At 25.8% G+C, this 19786-nt stretch carries 20 protein-coding genes and 1 pseudogene; all 21 read left to right on the top strand.

The window, feature by feature from the left end; all coding sequences use genetic code 4:
- The 21 genes and pseudogenes from SCANT_RS05095 to prfA all read left to right on the top strand — a co-directional run bounded on the left by SCANT_RS05095 (position 1) and on the right by prfA (position 19785).
- On the top strand, positions 1–1587 hold the full coding sequence (locus tag SCANT_RS05095) for an APC family permease (protein WP_053946638.1): 1587 nt from the start codon (positions 1–3) through the stop codon (positions 1585–1587).
- A complete protein-coding gene (locus tag SCANT_RS05090) occupies positions 1550–3127 on the top strand; it encodes an APC family permease (RefSeq protein ID WP_053946637.1) in 1578 nt (525 codons plus the stop codon). The genes SCANT_RS05095 and SCANT_RS05090 overlap by 38 nt, the downstream gene beginning before the upstream one ends.
- A 41-nt stretch (positions 3128–3168) precedes the next feature.
- Positions 3169–3864 (top strand): 16S rRNA (guanine(527)-N(7))-methyltransferase RsmG, encoded by a 696-nt coding sequence (rsmG, locus tag SCANT_RS05085; RefSeq protein WP_053946636.1) that lies wholly within the window; start codon positions 3169–3171, stop codon positions 3862–3864.
- A gap of 40 nt (positions 3865–3904) precedes the next feature.
- Positions 3905–4678 carry a ParA family protein gene (locus tag SCANT_RS05080; protein ID WP_053946635.1) on the top strand — a complete coding sequence of 258 codons (774 nt, stop codon included), beginning with the start codon at positions 3905–3907 and terminating at the stop codon, positions 4676–4678.
- Complete coding sequence (locus tag SCANT_RS05075) at positions 4665–5537, top strand: ParB/RepB/Spo0J family partition protein (protein WP_053946634.1); 873 nt, start codon at positions 4665–4667, stop codon at positions 5535–5537. Before SCANT_RS05080 ends, SCANT_RS05075 begins: the two co-directional genes overlap by 14 nt.
- On the top strand, positions 5527–5712 hold the full coding sequence (locus SCANT_RS05070; RefSeq protein ID WP_053946633.1) for a DUF951 family protein: 186 nt from the start codon (positions 5527–5529) through the stop codon (positions 5710–5712). The genes SCANT_RS05075 and SCANT_RS05070 overlap by 11 nt, the downstream gene beginning before the upstream one ends.
- A 1-nt stretch (position 5713) precedes the next feature.
- Positions 5714–6811 carry a redox-regulated ATPase YchF gene (ychF, locus tag SCANT_RS05065; protein WP_053946632.1) on the top strand — a complete coding sequence of 366 codons (1098 nt, stop codon included), beginning with the start codon at positions 5714–5716 and terminating at the stop codon, positions 6809–6811.
- Between the two features lie 74 nt (positions 6812–6885).
- A complete protein-coding gene (gene ispF, locus SCANT_RS05060) occupies positions 6886–7374 on the top strand; it encodes a 2-C-methyl-D-erythritol 2,4-cyclodiphosphate synthase (RefSeq protein ID WP_053946631.1) in 489 nt (162 codons plus the stop codon).
- Positions 7361–8788, top strand: coding sequence for a glutamate--tRNA ligase (gene gltX / locus SCANT_RS05055; RefSeq protein ID WP_053946630.1), 1428 nt, complete (start codon positions 7361–7363; stop codon positions 8786–8788). Before ispF ends, gltX begins: the two co-directional genes overlap by 14 nt.
- A 10-nt stretch (positions 8789–8798) precedes the next feature.
- On the top strand, positions 8799–9989 hold the full coding sequence (locus SCANT_RS05050) for an HD domain-containing protein (protein WP_053946629.1): 1191 nt from the start codon (positions 8799–8801) through the stop codon (positions 9987–9989).
- Between the two features lie 20 nt (positions 9990–10009).
- On the top strand, positions 10010–10474 hold the full coding sequence (gene rpoE, locus SCANT_RS05485; RefSeq protein WP_053946628.1) for a DNA-directed RNA polymerase subunit delta: 465 nt from the start codon (positions 10010–10012) through the stop codon (positions 10472–10474).
- Positions 10475–10532: 58 nt separating this feature from the next.
- Positions 10533–12128, top strand: a complete 1596-nt coding sequence (locus SCANT_RS05040) for a CTP synthase (protein WP_053946627.1) — start codon at positions 10533–10535, stop codon at positions 12126–12128.
- 45 nt (positions 12129–12173) lie between these two features.
- Positions 12174–12620: pseudogene (locus SCANT_RS05615) on the top strand (hypothetical protein); the annotation flags it as partial.
- 162 nt (positions 12621–12782) lie between these two features.
- Positions 12783–13676: a class II fructose-1,6-bisphosphate aldolase gene (fba, locus tag SCANT_RS05610; protein ID WP_053946686.1), complete on the top strand. Its 894-nt coding sequence runs from the start codon at positions 12783–12785 to the stop codon at positions 13674–13676.
- A gap of 31 nt (positions 13677–13707) precedes the next feature.
- Entirely contained in the window at positions 13708–13881 is a 174-nt protein-coding gene (locus SCANT_RS05340; protein ID WP_144416892.1) for a helix-turn-helix domain-containing protein, read from the top strand.
- A 42-nt stretch (positions 13882–13923) separates the two neighbouring features.
- Entirely contained in the window at positions 13924–14754 is an 831-nt protein-coding gene (locus SCANT_RS05030) for an SPE_1075/MLC_0560 family membrane protein (protein WP_053946626.1), read from the top strand.
- A gap of 143 nt (positions 14755–14897) precedes the next feature.
- Entirely contained in the window at positions 14898–15188 is a 291-nt protein-coding gene (rpmE, locus tag SCANT_RS05025; RefSeq protein ID WP_053946625.1) for a 50S ribosomal protein L31, read from the top strand.
- Between the two features lie 90 nt (positions 15189–15278).
- Positions 15279–17129, top strand: coding sequence for a hypothetical protein (locus SCANT_RS05020; RefSeq protein ID WP_053946624.1), 1851 nt, complete (start codon positions 15279–15281; stop codon positions 17127–17129).
- A gap of 8 nt (positions 17130–17137) precedes the next feature.
- Positions 17138–18082 (top strand): DHH family phosphoesterase, encoded by a 945-nt coding sequence (locus tag SCANT_RS05015; protein WP_053946623.1) that lies wholly within the window; start codon positions 17138–17140, stop codon positions 18080–18082.
- A 5-nt stretch (positions 18083–18087) separates the two neighbouring features.
- Entirely contained in the window at positions 18088–18690 is a 603-nt protein-coding gene (locus SCANT_RS05010; protein WP_053946622.1) for a thymidine kinase, read from the top strand.
- 9 nt (positions 18691–18699) lie between these two features.
- Positions 18700–19785 (top strand): peptide chain release factor 1, encoded by a 1086-nt coding sequence (gene prfA / locus SCANT_RS05005; protein WP_053946621.1) that lies wholly within the window; start codon positions 18700–18702, stop codon positions 19783–19785.
- Position 19786: the final 1 nt, after the last annotated feature.

Here is a 19786-nt window from a genome sequence, read left to right as displayed (position 1 = left end):
ATGATTAAGGTTAATAAGAAAAATAAAACTAAAAATAAAATTTTTGAATTTTTATCTGTTTTCTCAATGACTTTTGGTATAGTAGTTGGAAGTGGAATTTATTTAAAAAATGCTGGAGATAATGGTGTACTTGTAAAAGCTGGAAATAATCCATACTTAGCAATAGCTGTTTGAACACTCATGGCATTTTTTTGTTGCGCAATGATGTTGTCTTTCATAGAATTATCAAGTTCAACTAAGAAAGGGGAACATAATACTTTAACAGCTTGAGCTGGAAGATTTCTTGGGAGAAGATATGGATCATTAGTAACAATATTATATGCCATTATTTATCTTCCAGTTTTAATTATTATAGGTGCATTATTTACAACAAGTAGTTTTTTTCAATCTATTAATATTATTTATGAATTTTCCACAGGCAAAGAAAGTTTATTAACAGGAACTACAAAAATAACTGTTGAAATTTTTGTAGCAGCTTTTATATTAATTCTATTTCAAATTGTAAATACTTATACAACCAAACCAGGTAAGATTTTGCAAACTGTACTTTCTTTTCTGAAGTTTCTTCCTTTATTAACAGTATTAATAGCAGGAATTACTTTTTTCTCACTTGGCAAGGAAAGTTCTTTTGACCCTGAAAAAGTAGGGGAATTTAAAATAAATAATATATTTTTAACAATGGTACCAATTATGTTTGCATTTGATGGTTTTTTAGATTCAGCTGCAATTCAAAAAGATTGTGAACACAAAGAGGTAGTTGCTCCGGCAATGATGACAGGGATTGTTGCTGTTTCAATCTTTTACATAATAATTAGTGTAGCTATTTTTATGGGAGCCACTGATGGGAATATATTAAATATTTTCAAAAGAGATAATATTGATCCAAGAATACATTTTACTTTCAATTTAATTATTACTTTAACTTTGCTTACAATGGTTAATGCTTATAGTGTAATTTATCCAATAGTTATAAGAGCTTCAATTGAAGAAAAATTTGTCTATTCCAAAAACAATGAGGGACAACTTTCTAAAATAAAATCAAGTTGAATATCAATTTTAATTGTTTTTATATTTTTTGTAGGTTTTGTAGGTTCAAGCTTATTACTTCCTAAAAGTGTAACTGGAGATGATTCTTATCTCTATACAGCATATTTATCTTCAGACTCTACAATTATTATTGTTTATTTATTGCATGTTCCACTAATTATACAAATGCTTATAAATAGAAAAACAAAAAAAATTGAAGTTAGAAAAGTTAAAGGAGCATATTGTGCTGCAATATTTTCATCTTCAATGTTAATTTTGACTTTAGCTTACATTTATTATTTAAATATTATAAAATCATTAATAGATGGACAGCTTATATCTCCAATAATGTGATTTGTATTTATTATAATATTATTAGTTTCTTGAATTATTAATGAAGCAATTATTTCAAAAAATAATATAGAAATAAATGACTTTTATTTCAGAATAAATCCTAAAAATTGATTTAACTATGATAAACAAAAATGTTTAGAAATTTTTAATGCTAGAAAGGTTTTAAAAAATGATAAAGGTAAACAAAGCAAACAAAGCAAAGAATAAGTCTTTTGAATTTTTAACTATATTTTCAATGGTTTTTGGAATTGTAGTAGGTAGTGGAATTTATTTAAAAAATAAAGTTGAAGCTGGTGGAGTTTTACATGAAGCTGGAAGAAACCCCTGATTAGCACTTACTGTATGATTATTTATAGGGGTTTTATGTTCACTAGTAATGTTAACATTTATAGAAGCAGCCTCTGCTACAAAAAATGATGGGCACTCAACAGCTCAAAGTTGAGCAAATAAATTTATAAATAGAAGAACAGCTTCTTTATTTTCTATTTTATATATTTGTATGTATCTTCCTATTTTAGCAGGACTAGGAGCTTTATTCACTGTAAAAACTGTCTTTAGCGGAATTAATACATTTTATTTTGCAATGAATGAAGAAAGTTTGATTCTAAAGATAGGTAAAGTTCAATGAATGTCATTAGAGTTATTTTTTTCAACAATAGTTTTAATTGGTTTTTCATTAATGAACATATTTACTCATAAACCAAGTAAATTTATACAAAGTATTTTTACAATTGTTAAATTTCTACCTTTAATAACTATAGTTATCGGTGGTTTTTCACTTTTCATTATTAATCCAAAAGGTAATAATTCATTTAATCCATCTACAGGTTATGAACCTTGACAAGTTAATACTTTTTTTGGAACAATGATCCCAATACTATTTGCATTTGATGGTTTTATTTATGCAGCAACCCTACAAAAAGATTGTGAACATAAAGAAGTAGTTGCTCCGGCCATGCTTTCAGCAATTATTGCAGTAACATTTTTTTATATAATAATTACAATTTCAATATTTTTTGGAGCAAGTGATGGTGATGTATTTAAATTATTTGATAATTTATTTAAAAAATCACCTTGGGTTGCTTTACTTTTTAAATTAATTATAGCTGGTACAATTTTAACTACTGTCAATGGTTATACAACTTTAATTCCAAAAACAGTTCAATCAGGAGTTCAAGAAAAATTTATTTATTCAAAAGAAGGCAAAGATAATATTAGCTATGTAAAATCTGGATTCATTGGTATGGCAATCACAATTTCAATTTATGTATTATTTCTTACTATTTCAATTGCAATAGATTGAAATAGCCCAGAAATTAATTACTTTTTGGTTGCAGATTATTCCTCAAATAGTACAGTTATGTTTGGTTTTATTGTTTATTTAATATTAATGATCTATGTATTACACAATAGAAGAACAAAAAAAGTTGAAACTTTAAAAGTAAAAGGTGGTTTTGTTATTGGAATAATAACTTGTACAATACTTTCAATAATAATGGGCTATGCATATTATAATTTTATGATTGGAAAATTCCTATCAAATGACTTTAAAACAATGATTGATCCAATTTTATTAATATTTTTTGCCTTAGTGCTTGCAATTGTTTGAATAGTCAATGAATGTTTAATTTCAAAAAATAATATTGATAATAACGATTTTATTTTAAGAATTAAGCCAAATAATTGATTTAAATATAATAAAGAGTTAGAAATCAAAAAATTTAAAAGTAAAACTAATGTAAAATAAAAAAGATAATGTCTTTTTTATTTTTTTTGGAGGAAAGTTATATGAATTGAGATAGGTTTAAAGAATTAAATATTGATTTAAATGATTTTAAAAAAAATCAATTGCTTAAGTATAAAAATCTTCTTCAAGAAGAAAATAAAATTCATAATCTTACTGCCATAATAAAAGATCAAGAAATATTAGATAAACATTTTTTTGATAGTTTATTATTTACAAAAGTTTTTAATCCAGAGAATTTGGAAATTCTTGATATTGGTACTGGAGCTGGCTTTCCAGGAATTGTGATTAAGATACTTTATCCAAATACAAAAATCTATCTTTTAGAATCAAATGGTAAAAAAATAGATTTCTTAAAAAAAGTAATTTTAGAATTAGATTTAAAAAATATTTGAACTTTGAATGCTAGAGCAGAAGAATATAGTATTGAAAATAAAGAAAAATTTGATGTGATTATTTCTAGAGCAATGGCTCCTCTTAATATTTTATTGGAAGTTGGAGTTCAAAGTTTAAAACTTAATGGGACCTTCATATGCTTGAAATCAAAAAATGTGAATACAGAATTGCAAGATTTAAATAGCCAAGAAAAAAAATTAGGATTAAAGTTATTTTTAAAGCAAGAACTTTACGATGAGGTTTTGGGTGAAAGAAATAATTTATTTTATTCAAAAGAAAATCAGACACCCTTAGAGTTTCCAAGACACTATAGTCAAATTAGAAAAAGACCTTTGGGAAAATAATAAATATTTAAGATATAATAATTATTATGAGAGGTATTATATGGCAAAAGTAATTTCAGTTTCAAATCAAAAGGGTGGCGTTGGAAAAACAACAACGTCTGTAAACTTAGCATGTGGTCTTGCTCTGGCAAATAAAAGGGTACTACTTATAGATATGGACCCACAATTTAATGCAACAACAGGGGTTGGCTTTGAAATAGATAGTAATACCTTAAGTATGTATCACGTGTTTATTGGAGAAAAAAGTCTAGCAGAAGTAGTTGTGAAAAATATTAAAAAAAATATTGATTTAGCACCAAGTTCAATCGACGTTGCAGCAGTTGACTTGATTCTTTTAGAACAAAAAAATAATAATCAAAATGTGTTAAGAGAGGAAATTAATAAAATCGGCGATAATTATGATTTCGTTATTATTGACTGTCCTCCAAGTCTTGGACTAATTAATAGAAATGGTCTTGCAATTTCTGATACTGTGTTAATTCCAATACAAGCAGAACATTATGCTATGCACGGGGTTGCTCAATTATTGAGAACAATTAAAAAAGTAAAAGAAACTTTAAACCCAAACCTTACAATTGAAGGTGTTTTAGTAACAATGTTTGATTCAAGAACAAAGTTGGCCCATGATGTTTTAGAAGAAATAATGAAAACATTTGGACCAAAGGTTTATAAATCAGTTATACCAAGGAATGTTAGAATATCTGAATCTTCAATGGAAGGTAAATCAATTTATGAATATGATAAAAACGGAGCTGGCTCAATTGCATATATTGAGTTTGTAAAAGAGGTGCTAAAAGAAAATGGCCAAATCTAAAGGAAAATATAACTTTAAGGGACTAGATGATATATTTGGAGAATCAGTTTCAGATATCATTGGTGTTATTGAAAGTGATAAAAAGAAAGTTGAAGACAATAAAACATTAGTTGATATAAAATCATTAACTGCAAATCCATATCAACCAAGAAAAAATTTTGAAAAAGAAGAATTAGAAGAACTTGCAAGTTCAATAAAAACTCATGGAATAATTCAACCAATTATAATAAATAGTAAAAAGCAAATTATTGCTGGTGAAAGAAGAACAAGAGCTGCTAAGTTAGCTGGTCTTAAAAAAATTCCAGCTATTGTTTTAGAATTAAGTGAAAGTCAAATGGAAGAGTTTGCTATAATTGAAAATATTCAAAGAGTTGATTTATTGGATATTGAAGAAGCTGTAGCCTATAAAAAACTTTCAGATAATCTTAAACTTAAGCAAGAAGATATTGCAACAAGAGTTGGTAAATCAAGATCACATATAGCAAATATTATGAGACTTTTAAATTTACCTGAAAAAGTTCAAGATGCAATGTTACAAAAAAAAGTTTCAATGGGTCAAGCAAAGCCATTATTGGCAATTGTTAATAATGAAAAATTATTAGACTCAATATTTAAGCAAATTTTAGAAAAAGATTTGACAGCAAGAGAAGTTGAACAATTAATAAAAAATAATAATTCACCAAAAAATGAAATAAAACAAAATGTAAAAAGTGCTTCATTAGTTCATATGGAAAATAAAATGATGAGAAGACTTGGTACAAAAGTTATTATTGAAAATGGAAAATTAATTATTAGATATTCAGATGAATCGGATTTGAATCGAGTTTTAGATATTTTAGGATTGACTGATGAAGATTAATCTTGGAGATAAAATATATTTAAAAAAAGCACATCCAAGTAAAACAATTTTTTGAATAATTATTAGGGTGGGAACTATTTATAAATTGCAATCTAATATTGATGAAAAATTGATATTAGAGTTTTCAAAAGATGATCTTTTAAAAAAAATAAAAAAAGTAGAAAGTAGAGAATAATATGGGATTACAAGTCGGAATAGTTGGACTACCAAATGTTGGTAAATCTACTTTATTTAATGCAATAACAAATTCAAAAGTTGAAGCAGCTAATTATCCATTTGCAACAATAGAACCAAATGTTGGAGTTGTGGAAGTACCAGATGATAGATTAGATAAATTGGCAAATATATTTAAATCAAAGAAAACAATTTATACAACAATTGAATTTGTTGATATTGCTGGTTTAATTGCAGGAGCAAGTAAAGGTGAAGGATTGGGTAATGCTTTTTTAGCCAATATTAGAGAAACAGACGCTATCTGTGAAGTTATAAGATGTTTTGATTCAAAAGAAATTACTCATGTTGAGGGAAGTGTTGACCCGATTAGAGATATTGAAATAATAGAGTTAGAACTAATTTTATCTGATGAAGCAACTGTTAAAAAGAGACTTGCAAAAGTTGAACCAAAATTTAAATCAACTAAAGATAAAGAAATAATTTTTGAATATAATTTACTTAAAAAATTAGAAGCACAACTTTCTGATGGTAAACTCTTAAATAAACTTGAGTTTAATGAAGAAGAAAAATTTGCTCTAAAATCATTTCAACTTTTAACAACAAAAAAATTTATTTATGTAGCAAATGTTGGTGAAGATGAAATTAGACAAGATAATAATTATGTAAAGCTTGTTAGAGATTATGCAAAGTCATGTAATTCTCAAGTTGTAAAAATATCTGCAAAAATTGAAGAGGATTTAAGTGAACTTGATAAACAAGATAAAGAGGTTTTTCTACAAGATGCTGGAATTGAAACTTCAGGCCTTGAACAGTTAATTAAAGCAGCTTATTCTACACTTGGTTTAAAAACATATTTCACTTGTGGACCACAAGAAGCAAGAGGTTGACAGTTTAAAGATGGTTTTACAGCTCCACAATGTGCAGGTATTATTCATACAGATTTTGAAAAAGGTTTTATTAAAGCTGATGTTTATAAATGTGAAGATATTTTTGAACTTGGTGATGAACAAAGTTTAAAAAATAGTGGAAAAATAAAACTAGAAGGAAAAAATTATATTGTACAAGATGGAGATGTTTGTTTTTTCAAATTTAATAAATAGTATTAAGGATTTATAACTTTAATTAGTTATAAATCATTTTTTATTTTATAATCATTTTGTTAAGAGGGTTTAATATGATATTTAAAGTGGGATTTTCCAAAGATAGACATAACTTAATAACTGGCAATTTCATTTTATTGGGGGGAATTAAGATACCCTCAAATTCAAAAGTTGAAGCATATAGTAACGGTGATGTTCTTTTCCATAGCTTAGCTGAAGCAATTTTTGGTTCACTTGGTGAAGAAGATCTCGGTCAAAATTATAATTCAAAAAATATGAGTAAAAATTTTGAATCAATAATTATGGTTCAAGATGCTATGAAAATATTAGAAGAGAGGGAATATCAAATATCAAATGTAGATATATTGATAGAACTTGATTCGCCAAACTTAACTACATTTAAGAGTAGTATTAAAAAAAATCTTTCACAAATTTTAAAAATTAACTTAGATCAAATTTCAATAAAGGCTACAACAACAGAAGGAAACTTTAAAAATATAATTACAAGTTATTGTAATATATTAATTTATAAAAGTGAGGAAAAAAATAATGAAAAAAATTAGATTAAGATATGCACCATCACCAACGGGTTATTTGCATATAGGAAATACAAGAACTGCTTTAATGAACTATCTTTTTGCAAAACATTATAACGGAGATTTTATTTTAAGAATTGAAGATACAGATATTGAAAGAAATGTTGAGGGAGCTATAGAATCTCAATTTGATAATATGGATTGACTTGGCATTTTACCAGATGAGTCATTTAGAAATCCCAAAAAAGGTTTTGGAAAATATATGCAATCTGAAAAATTTGAAGTGTATAAAGATTATGCAAATAAATTATTAAAAGAAAATAAGGCTTATAAATGTTTTTGTACTTCAGAAGAACTTGAAAAAGATAGAGAGCAGCAATTAGCAAAAGGAATTATTGCCCCTCAATATAATAGAAAATGTTTATCTAATAAAATTAATGATGATAACAAACCATTTAATATTAGATTTAAAGTTCCAGAAAATAAGTTATATAAAATTAATGATGTTGTTCGTGGTAATGTTGAGTTTAACTCAAAAGAAATTGGAGATTTTGTAATTTTAAAATCAAATGGAATTGCAACTTATAATTTTGCTGTTGTTATTGATGATTATGATATGAAAATTACTCATGTAGTAAGAGGAGAAGAACATATATCAAATACTCCAAGACAATGCATGATATATGAAGCTTTTGGTTGAGAAGAACCGAAATTTTGTCATTTAACGTTAATAGTTGATGAAACAAAGAAAAAACTCTCTAAGAGAAGTGGAAATGCAATGTTCTTTATCTCACAATATAAAGAACAAGGATATCTTCCTGAAGCAATTTTTAATTACATTTCATTATTGGGATGAAGCCCAAATAGTGAACAAGAAATTTTCACTAAAGAAGAGTTAGTAAAAGCATTTGATGAAAACAGATTTTCTAAATCGCCAAGTACTTTTGATATGATTAAAATGAAATGAATTAATAGTCAATGAATTAAAAAAATGAATGAACAAGATTATATAAAATTTGTAACTAATTTCATTGATAAAAATAGATTTGATATTAAAGGTAAAGATAAGGCTTGAATTAATTCAGTTTTATTGTTATTTAAAAAAGAATTAGAATATGGAATTCAAATAAATGATCATTTGGATATTTTCTTCAATAAGATAATTGATGAAAAAACAAAAACTGTTTTAAAGGAATTTAAAATTGAAAAAAATTTAGTAAATTTTCTAGTTGAAGAGTTAAAAAATATGGAGAATTTTAGTGAAGAAAATATTAAAACTTTAATAAATACTATAGGTAAAAAATTTGAAAAAAAAGGTAGAGAGCTATTTATGCCTGTCAGAATATTTACAACTTTAAGTGAACATGGACCAGAATTGGCAAAAACCATTTCGCTTATAGGAAAAGAAAAAGTTATACTTAATATAACAAGTATTAAGTAAGAGGTTTATTATGGAAAAGTTTATAAGAGATAATGTTCATGGAGAAATTTATTTAGATGACAAAGTTTTTTCTGAATTAATTGATACTGATGAATTTCAAAGATTAAGAAGAATTATTCAATTGGGTGGTGGCCAATTTGTTTTTCCAAGTGCCAATCATACAAGATTCTCTCATTGTATTGGTGTCTATCATGTGATCTGTAAGTTTTTAGAAAATGAAATTATTAATAAAGGAATTTCATCTAAAGATAAGAAAGTAGTAAAAATTGCAGGCTTACTTCATGATATAGGTCACGGTCCTTTTTCACACACTTTTGAATTAATTTCAACAGTACATCATGAACAATATACTGTCGAAATTATAAGAGGCAATACTCAAATTAATAAAGTCTTAATTAATAATGGAATTGATCCTCAGGAAGTGGTTTCAGTTATTGAAGGTAAACATAAAAATAAAATAGTTAACTCCTTAGTATCTAGTCAATTAGATGCAGATAGGTTAGATTATCTATTAAGAGATTCAAAGGGAGCTGGAGTTAGTTATTCAAAGCCAGATATCGATTGAATTATAAGAAATGCTAGAATACATCAAAAGCAACTTGTTTTTACAAATAAAGCTATAAATGCAATTGAAAACTTTTTATTAGGAAGATATCATATGTTTAAACAAGTATATGAACATAAGATTTCTATTGCCTTTGATAATACATTTAAAATGTGATTTAAGAGATTAAAGGATTTGTATATTAGCAAATATAAATTTAAGGCATTAAAAGTAATTGAAATTTTTAAGGAAGTATTTGAGAATAAAATTATGCCACTTGAAAAGTATACAAATTTAGATGATTATACAATGTTTGAAATATTTAAAATAATAAGAGATGAAGATGATCCAATTGTTAAAGATTTATCAAATAGACTAATAAATAGAAAATTCTTAAAAGTATCTTCAGATATTTCATTAGAAACAATTGAAAAAATGAAACTTGATTTTAAAGGTAATCACACATATTATTTTGATGTTGCCACAATCAGAAATAATTCAATTTATAATCAAAATTCTGAAAAAAAGGAAGAAAATATATATATATTAAATAATGATGAATTAAGCAATTTAAAGGATTTATCAGAGATAATAAACGTTGATTGGAACAATAATATAAAAAAAATATATATTTTTCCAATGTATAATGTAGAATAGAATTTATGGGGGAAAATCTTATGAGTAAAGTATCACCAATTAATTTGGCCTATGATTACCTAAGTAAATGTAAAGATGACGCTTCTTTTGAAGACATTTGAAATACTATTTCAAAAGAAATTCACGGAGATAACGATATCAAAAATGAGATCATAGCTGAGCTTTACAGTGATTTAGTTCTTGATAATAGATTTGCATTAACATCAGATGGTAAATGAGGTTTAAGAGAATATCTTAAATTTGATGATGTTAAAAAACAATATGAATATGTTGATAAATTTGAAACTACAGAAGAATTTGAAGATTTTGATACAGATTCAATTCTTGGAATTGATACATTTGATGACGATACAGGTGAAAATGTTGGCAAAATTAAAAAATTATTAAATCATAAAGGTAATGATGATTCTATAGATATAAGTTTGGATGATGATTTCGACGATGACGATGATTTCGACGATGACGATGAAGACGATGACTATTAATAGAATTTAATCACAAGTAGTTTAATTGACTACTTTTTATTTTTGGGGGAATTATATTATGGTAAAACACATATTTATTACTGGGGGAGTTGTTTCCGGTTTAGGAAAAGGAATAACTGGTAGCTCACTTGGTGTACTTTTAAAAAATAGTGGACTAAAAATATTTATGCAAAAATTTGATCCTTATTTAAATATTGATCCAGGAACTATTAATCCTATTGAACATGGAGAAGTTTATGTTACAGATGATGGTGGAGAAACTGATTTAGATTTAGGTCATTATGAGAGATTCATTGATGTAAATCTTTCTAAAATATCTTCAACTTCAGCTGGAAGAATATATTATGAGGCTTTAGAAAAAGAAAGAAACGGTAAATATGAGGGGAAAACTGTTCAAGTTATTCCCCATATTACTAATGAAATTAAACAAAGAATTTATGCTGCCGAAATTGAAAGTAAAGCTGATGTTGTTATTACTGAAATTGGTGGAACAGTTGGAGATATTGAATCTCAACCCTTTTTAGAAGCTTTAAGACAAATTAGAATGGAAAACGGTAAAGAAAACGTAATGTTTATACACGTTGCGTTATTGCCTTATTTAAAAGTATCTGGAGAATTTAAAACAAAACCAATTCAACATTCAGTTAAAGAATTATTAAATTTAGGAATTCAACCAGATGTAATTGTTGCAAGAAGTGAATTAGAGTTTGATAAAAAACTTAAAGATAAAATTTCTTTATTGTGTAGTATTCCAGTAGAAAATGTAATTGCTTGTCCTGATAGTGATTCAATTTATAAAGTACCTTTAGTAGTTGAAGAGGGAAATTTACATAAAATAACTGCAAAACAATTAGGTTTAAAATTAAAGACAACTAATTTAAAAGATTGAAAGAAATTTGTAAATAATATTGAAAATTCAAAGGAAGTTTTAACAATTCATATAGTTGGTAAGTATGTTGAATTAAGTGATGCCTATTTATCAGTTATGGAATCATTAAAATTTTCGGGATATGAAATTAGTAAAAAAATAAAATTTAATTGAATAAATGCCAGAACACTAACAGCAGAAAATACGCAAGATGAACTTAAAGATGCAAAAGGAATTCTAGTTCCTGGTGGTTTTGGTGAAGAGGGTATTGAGGGCAAAATATTGGCTGCAAAATTTGCAAGAGAAAATAATATTCCTTATTTAGGGATATGTCTTGGTATGCAAGTTGCTTGTATTGATTTTGCAAGAAATGTTTTAAAATTAAAAGAAGCCAATACTACTGAAATTAATCCAAATACAAAATATCCAATAATAGATATTTTAAAAGGTAAAAATAGAGAAAATATTGGAGGTACTTTAAGATTAGGAAGATATCTAACTTCTCTTAAAGAAAATACATTAGCACAAAAACTTTATAAATCAAATGAAGCTGTTGAAAGACATAGACATAGATATGAATTTAATAATGTCTTTAGAAGTGATTTTGAAAAAAATGGTATGGTTTTTTCTGGTTTATATTTAGAAAAAGATTTAGTTGAAATAATAGAGTATCCTAAAAATGACTTCTTTATTGCAGCTCAATATCATCCAGAGTTTACATCAAGACCAAATAAACCAAATCCTTTATTTATGGGGTTTGTTAATGCCGTAAACAAAAAATATTAGTATATTTTTTGTTTTTTTTATCTAAAATTAAATTAAGGTGAGGTTATGAAAAAAATAAATTCAAAAGAAATTGCAATTTGTGGACTATTAACCTCGGTAATGTTCATTATAGGAATATTAACTAATTTAATTTCAATTGGAACAGGTAAAAGTATTTTTCAAGTATCAGATTTTTTATATATTGCTCTTTTAGCATTTATAAATCCATTTACTTCAATTTTATCTGCAATTATGGCAGGAATTTTAACTGATTTATTTGGTGGAGGAATAATTTTTATTCCAATAACAATTATTGTTAAATTATTAATTGGAGTTACTTTTATTTTGCTAACAAAAGTAACTCCAAACTATTTAAATATCTTTATTAGTTATCTTTGAATTTTTATGTATGTAATATATAGCTATTTATTATTTGATTTTTCATTAGCAATTGTAGAATTATTAACAGATGCAATGCAATATTTTACAAATACAATATTAGCTTTAATTTTATATCTTTATTTCAGAAAAATTAACTTAGACCAAATAGTTACTAAATCTTTTTATTATAGATATCAGGTTAAAAAACAAGATTCAATATACTTAAAAAAATCTCGTCAATCTAAAATAAGGAGTATAATCATTAAGTATAATAAAAATTCAGGAGGAAAAAATATGTCAAGAATTTATCATTCAAAACTAGTTAATTCTACAGAAATGATTAAAGAAGCACATGCAAAAAAATATGCAATTGGGCATTTTAACATTAATAATTTAGAGTGAACTAAAGCTATTTTAGAAGCAGCACAAGAATCTAAAACACCAGTAATTATTGCTACTTCAGAAGGAGCATTAAAATATATGGGTGGAGCAAATGTGGTAGTAGGAATGGTTAATGGTTTACTAGACTCATTAAATATAACTGTTCCTGTTGCTTTACATTTAGATCATGGTCAATCAATTGAAATGGCTAAAAAATGTATAGAAGCTGGTTATTCATCAGTAATGTTTGATGGTTCTCATTTACCATACGAAGAAAATATTGCAAAAGTTAGAGAATTAATGGACTTTGCAAATAAACATGAAATTTCAGTTGAAGCAGAAATTGGTTCAATTGGTGGAGAAGAAGATGGTGTAGTTGGTGAAGGTGAATTAGGTGATCCTAAACAAGCAGCTGAAATGGCAACTACAGGGATTTCAATGCTAGCAGCAGGTATTGGAAATATACATGGGAAATATCCAGAATGATGAAAATCATTATCATTTGATACATTACAAGAATTACAAAAAGCATGTAAATTACCTATGGTATTACATGGAGGTTCAGGAATTCCTCAAGATCAAGTAGAAAAAGCAATCAAACTTGGAATTTCAAAAATTAATGTTAATACAGAATTACAATTAGCTTTTAGAGACGCAACAAGAGAATATGTTGAAGCTAAAAAAGATTTAGATGATGAAGCTAAAGGATTTGATCCACGTAAATTATTAGCTCCAGGATTTAAAGCAATAAAACAAACATTCTTAGACTTAACAAAAGTATTTGGATGTCAAGGAAAAGCTAAATAATATTAATAATGAAATAATGGAGGATTACATTATGCATTTGACAGTTGAAGAGAAGATTAAGATTATTAGAGATTTTAAAAATAGTGGTGTTACAGCTACTCAGTTTGCGCCAACAAGAAATGTTAGTGTAGTTTCTTTAAGAAATTGAGTTAAAAAATATGAAAAAGGCGGAGAAGAAGCACTAAAAACAAAATATGAAAAGTAGGTTTTTTAGCCTACTTTTTTATTAAAAAAGGAAATATTAAAGATGAAAAAATTATGAAATGATCAATTAAAAAATTTTTCTAATAATTGAAAAGTTATTAGCGTTAAAATTGTTTTACTTATATTGGGTATTCTATTAACATCTTTTGGATTGGCTTTATATCAGCAACCATCAGTTGGTGGCAGTCAAATAGATTGATTAATTTATAATGTTCTTTCGATTTCAATACCTTTTATAGAGGAAGGGAAAGTTGGTCAAGGTGTTTATGATAATTATGCAATAAGTTTAACAACTCTTTATGTAGTTCTAATTCTTTTTGCTATATGTTTTTCAATCAAACCAACTATTGATGAATATAAGAAAACAAAAAGTAAAAAAGCTTGATTTAAATTTTCTTGATTTATTTTAGCAGATATAATTATAACTTTTATTGTTCCTCAAATTGTAGGATTATTTATTGCACCATTAAGTCAAATGGGTATTAGTGAATTGATCCCTGGAGCTAGAAATTTAATTTTTATTGGTGGCTTTCTATGTTTTGTAATGGGAATTGCTCTTTGAGTTAAATCAGGTTGATTATTAGGACCCTTTAATAATATATGTGAGCAGTTTCTAAGATTAACAAAAATGAATTACTCAAATGGAAGATTGATTATTGATATTGCAATATTAGTAATAGCTTTTGTATTTTTTCCATTTGTTAGAGGAGAGGGTGCTACTAAGTTAGACTTCTTATTAACTAATTTTGGTCTTGGTACTATTTGTTTTACATTTCTTGTAGGTCCCTTAGTTAATCAAGTATTAAATATCTTAAATAAATTATTTGACTATAAAAAAATGACTAGTTTAAAAGAAGAAAAGGTAGTTACTTAATAATTTATAATATTTTAATAATATTTTCTAGCTTTAAAAATTAATTTTTTATCTAATAAATACTTAAAAAAAATAAGTTTTATTAAAAATATGGTATTATTTATTTTGTATTAGAAAGACTTTATATAAAGGACGGTGAAAACATGCCAAAAGCAAACATACATCCACAATATTTTGAAGCTAAAATTGTTTGTACAACTTGTAGCAATGAATTCATGTCAGGATCAACAAAAGGAGAAGAAGTAAGAATAGATACTTGTTCAAATTGTCATCCTTATTACACTGGAAAACAAAACTTTGCAAATGCAGAGGGACGTGTTGAGAAATTCAAAGAAAAATTTGTTAAAAAAGATGCTAAATTAGCTGAAGCGGAAAAAGCTTCATTAGCTCAAAAAGCAGAAAATGAAAAAAAAGCAAAAGAAGCTAAAAAATAATTTAATACAAAAAACTAGACTATCAATTAGTCTAGTTTTATTATTTTTATTCAAAATGTTATACAATTATAAAGTTATGGGGGTCTTTATATGAGTTTCACACTTTCAAATGTTAAGTTTTTTAACAAAAAATTGTTACCAAAAACAGTTAATTTTAAATGTAAAGATTCTGAATTAGTAACTGTAATTTCTCAAGAGAGATATTTAAGAAAAAACTTTAAAAATGTATTAGAGGGTAAATATCTTGTTAAATCAGGAATTTTTAAAATTAATCAATATGATATGGTTAATAAGCAATGGACTAAAAAGAAAGTAGCAACTATTGGAGTAAATAAATTTTTTAGAAAATGACCTGAAAAATTTTGATTGTATACATCATTATTGCTAAATAGAAAATTTCTTAGTAAGGCTAAAATAAATTATATTGATAAAAAATATTCATACTTATCTTTTTCTACATCTAAAAATAATAAAACTGATTTAGAAATGCGAGACAAAGTCGAAAGTATGATTTCTAAGTTTATTAATAATTCAGTAGATGTTGAAGAACAGTGATTATCTGAATTTTTAGAACAAATTGTTACTTTTAATAATAAAAATTTAGAAAAAAGTTTTGGAAATTTAGAAGATCATATAAAGATTATTATTAGAGATTATTATCTATTAATTGAAAAAAATCAAAATCTCGAATTAATTCAAACTTTCTTACAAACTTTATGAGATAAAGTCTACTCATTTATGGAATTATCTTCACTTTGTACTTGTGAGTATAATACAAAAAAAGTTAAAGATAGAAAAAAAAGAAAATTGGCAAAGGAACTAAATTTTAGACAGACAAATTTTGTTACAAGAAAACAGTTAAAAATTCTCGATTTAAAAGTAAATGATATTAAGAGAAAAATATCAAAGACCAATTTTATTATTAAAAATCTTAAGAAGCAAATTCTTTTTGAATTGGATAAATCAGAGTTTCAAACTAAAAAAGTAAAAAACTTAGAAGAGTTATTTAATTGAAGAAAAGCATCCGAAGATCAAAGATTTGAATTTAAAATTAAGCAAGAAAAAATGTTTTTTGAAGGTTTATCAGATGAAGCAAATACTCTTAGAGGTAAAATAGTTGAAGTGATGCATAGGTATCATAAAAAAGTTTTAAATGATGAATGTGAAAAAGGTAATTTGGAAGAATTCAAAGAAAAAAAAGCTGTACTGAAAAAACAAAAAGTTAGCATATATAAACAATCTCTATTATTTATTGATGAAACTGCCAAAGAACTAGGGTTTGAATTTAGTATTTTATCTTTAAAATTTAATAGAATGGAAGAAATTTGATTTCAACTATTAACTGCAATATATTTAAAAAAATATAATATTATTTTTTATAATGTTTTTTCAAAGCTAAATCAAAATGAAAGAAATGAATTATTGAAAGTAATTAATAACTTAGTAATTATTGATTCTAAATTTTCAATTATATTTGTTGAAGAAAGTATCTATGAAATACCAGACTTAAGTAAAAATATCTATTTAATTACTGAAAATGATATTGTAGAAACAAGTTTTGAAAAAGTTTTAGAAAAAAATTGAACAACTTATGGAGGAGAATTTTTTGCTAAAAATAATAGATTTAATTACAAATATGATGGCAAAAAATTGTATACAATGAATGAAAGTTTAAAAATTCAAAGCAATAACTTCAAAGAATCTGGACAAATTATAATAAATCCAATGAAGGTAGCAACAAATAAAAAAGAAAATGGAAATTTAATTTTAGAATTAAATGCAATAATTAATTCTAATAGGGAATTTTTAGATGCAAACATGTATGAAGTTATAACAAAAGAAAATGATTTAAAGTTATACTTTTACTCTATAAAAAAATATAATATTAATGAAAAAGTAAAATTATATATTAGCGATGAATCGATACTAAAAGTAGTTTAAGGAGAAAAATGAAAAATATTTTAATTAAAAAAATAAAAGCATATAAAAATATAATAATTGCTAAACATGTTTCTCCTGATTGAGATACTCAGGGAAGTGCATATGGGCTTAGAGAAATTATCTTAGATAATTTTAAAAATAAAAATGTTTATGTAGTAGGTGAAAAACTAAATTTAAGTTTAAGAGAAGATGACGAAGATATATTAAGTGAAGAGATAATTAACCAATCTATTTTAATAACAGTTGATGTTGCAAATTTTGAAAGAGTAGATTTTATATTTAAAGATATTGTCAAAGAAATATTTAAAATTGATCACCATTTAGAAACTGATGATTTTGGTCATAATAAACTTGTTGATTCAAGTGCAATTGCTTGCACCCAGGTTTTAACTTTATGAGCTCATAAAAGTAAATTAAGTATTTCTCAAAGAGCTGCAACTTTTTTATATTATGGATTAATAACTGACTCTGGAAGATTTCTTTTTGATAAAACAAATGGAGATACTTTTCAAAGTGCAAAGATTCTTTCAGAAACCGGAATTAAAATTACAGATATCTATTCCGACTTATTTTTAAAAAAATTTGAATTAGCAAAATGACATCATGAAGCTTTTGCAAATGCTAGTTTTTTAAATAATAATTCAATTGCTTTAATAAAAGTTGAAGAAAAATTTTTCAAAAAACTTAAACTTGGAGAAGAAGAAATAAAAAGTGCTTTAAGTGTTTTAGCGGGAATTGAAGAAATAAAAATCTGATTAATGGCATATCAAACACCAGATAATAAAAAAGTAAAAGTTTCAATTAGAAGTAGAGACTTTGATATAAATTCAGTTGCTAAAAATTACAATGGTGGAGGTCATAAATTAGCTTCAGGTGCTAAACTTGATAGCTGAAAACAATTAGATAAATTAATTGAAGATTTATCTAATTTAATTAAGTCGAAGGGAAATTAAATGTTATGAATTATAGAATGAATTTAAATAGTAAAAGAGGTTGAGTTGAATTAATAACAGGGTGCATGTTTTCTGGTAAAACAGAAGAGTTTATTAGAAGATTAAAAAGATATAAACATGCTCAACAAAATGTTTTAGTTTTCAAACCATTAATTGATACAAGATATTCAAAAGATGATATTTTTTCACACTCAGGAATGAGAATTGAATCTATTCCTGTTAAAGATAGTGAAGAACTTTATAAAATTTTTATAGAGCAAAATGCTAAGCAAAAAATTGATATAATAGGTATTGATGAAGTTCAATTTTTAGATACAAAAATTGTAGATGTAATATCTAAAATTGCAGATCAAGGCATAATTACTATTGTTAATGGTTTAGACAAAGATTTCAAAAATAATCCGTTTAAAAATGTTGATAGATTATTAGTTGAAGCTGAATATGTTGATAAACTAAGTGCAATATGTCACTCTTGTGGGGGTAATGCAAATAGAACTCAAAGAATCATTGATGGTAAGCCTGCAAAAGCAAATGAACCAATAATTGTTATTTCTGCAAATGAAAAGTATGAGGCAAGATGTAGACATTGTTACATTAGGCCAGAATAGGAGAACATGATGAATAAAAAAACTTTAGAAGCTTTAGATGTAATGGAAAATAGAGTTAATTCAATTGATGAAACAATTCAAAAGGAAGAAACTTTAAAAGATATTAAACTTCTAACAGAATTAAATAAAGAAAGAGCAACCTTAGATGAAATTGTTCAAAAATATCAAGAATATAAAAAAGTTAATAAAGATATTGAAGAAGCAAAATTAATTTTGGAGACAGAAAAAGAAGAGGAAATGAGAACTCTTGCAAAACTTCAGTTAGAAGAAGAGCAAGCTGCAATTGAAATTATTGAAAAGGATTTAGAATTATTGTTATTACCTAAAGACCCTAATGATGACAAAAATGTTATTTTTGAAATTAGAGGAGCTGCTGGTGGAGATGAAGCAAATATTTTTGCAGGGGACTTATTTAGACTATATACAAAGTATGCTGAAAAAAATAATTGGAAAATAGATGTTATTGATGCAAACGAATCAGCTGTAGGTGGATTTAGTCAAATTTCATTTATGTTAAAGGGAGATAAAGTATATTCAAAAATGAAATTTGAATCTGGAAGTCATAGAGTTCAAAGGGTTCCCAAAACAGAATCAAAAGGTAGAATACAAACTTCAACAGCAACAGTTGCTGTTCTCCCTGAAGTTAGTGATGTTGAAGTTGAAATTAAGGCAGTAGATTTAAGAATTGATACTTACAGAGCATCTGGAGCAGGTGGGCAACATATTAATACAACAGATTCTGCTGTTAGAATTACGCATATTCCAACTGGAATAGTTGCAGCTTCACAAGATGGAAGAAGTCAACATGATAATAAAGATAAAGCAATGACTTTATTAAGAGCAAGAATTTATGAAGCAGAACTTGAAAAACAACAAAGTGAAGCTGCTAGTATGAGAAAAAATGCTGTAGGGACTGGAGCTAGAAGTGAAAAAATAAGAACTTATAATTATGCTCAAAACAGAGTTACTGATCATAGAGTAAATTTAACTTTAAATAAGTTAGATCAAGTTATGGAAGGTAATTTAGATGAAATCATTGTTGAATTAATTAATGATGAACAAAAAAATATGATTACTCAACATATACAAGGTTAGT

The sequence above is a fragment of the Spiroplasma cantharicola genome, assembly GCF_001281045.1.
Classification (GTDB): domain Bacteria; phylum Bacillota_I; class Bacilli_A; order Mycoplasmatales; family Mycoplasmataceae; genus Spiroplasma_A; species Spiroplasma_A cantharicola.
The sequence above is the reverse complement of the archived record's forward strand: the minus strand, read 5'-3'. Positions and strand labels throughout refer to the sequence as shown.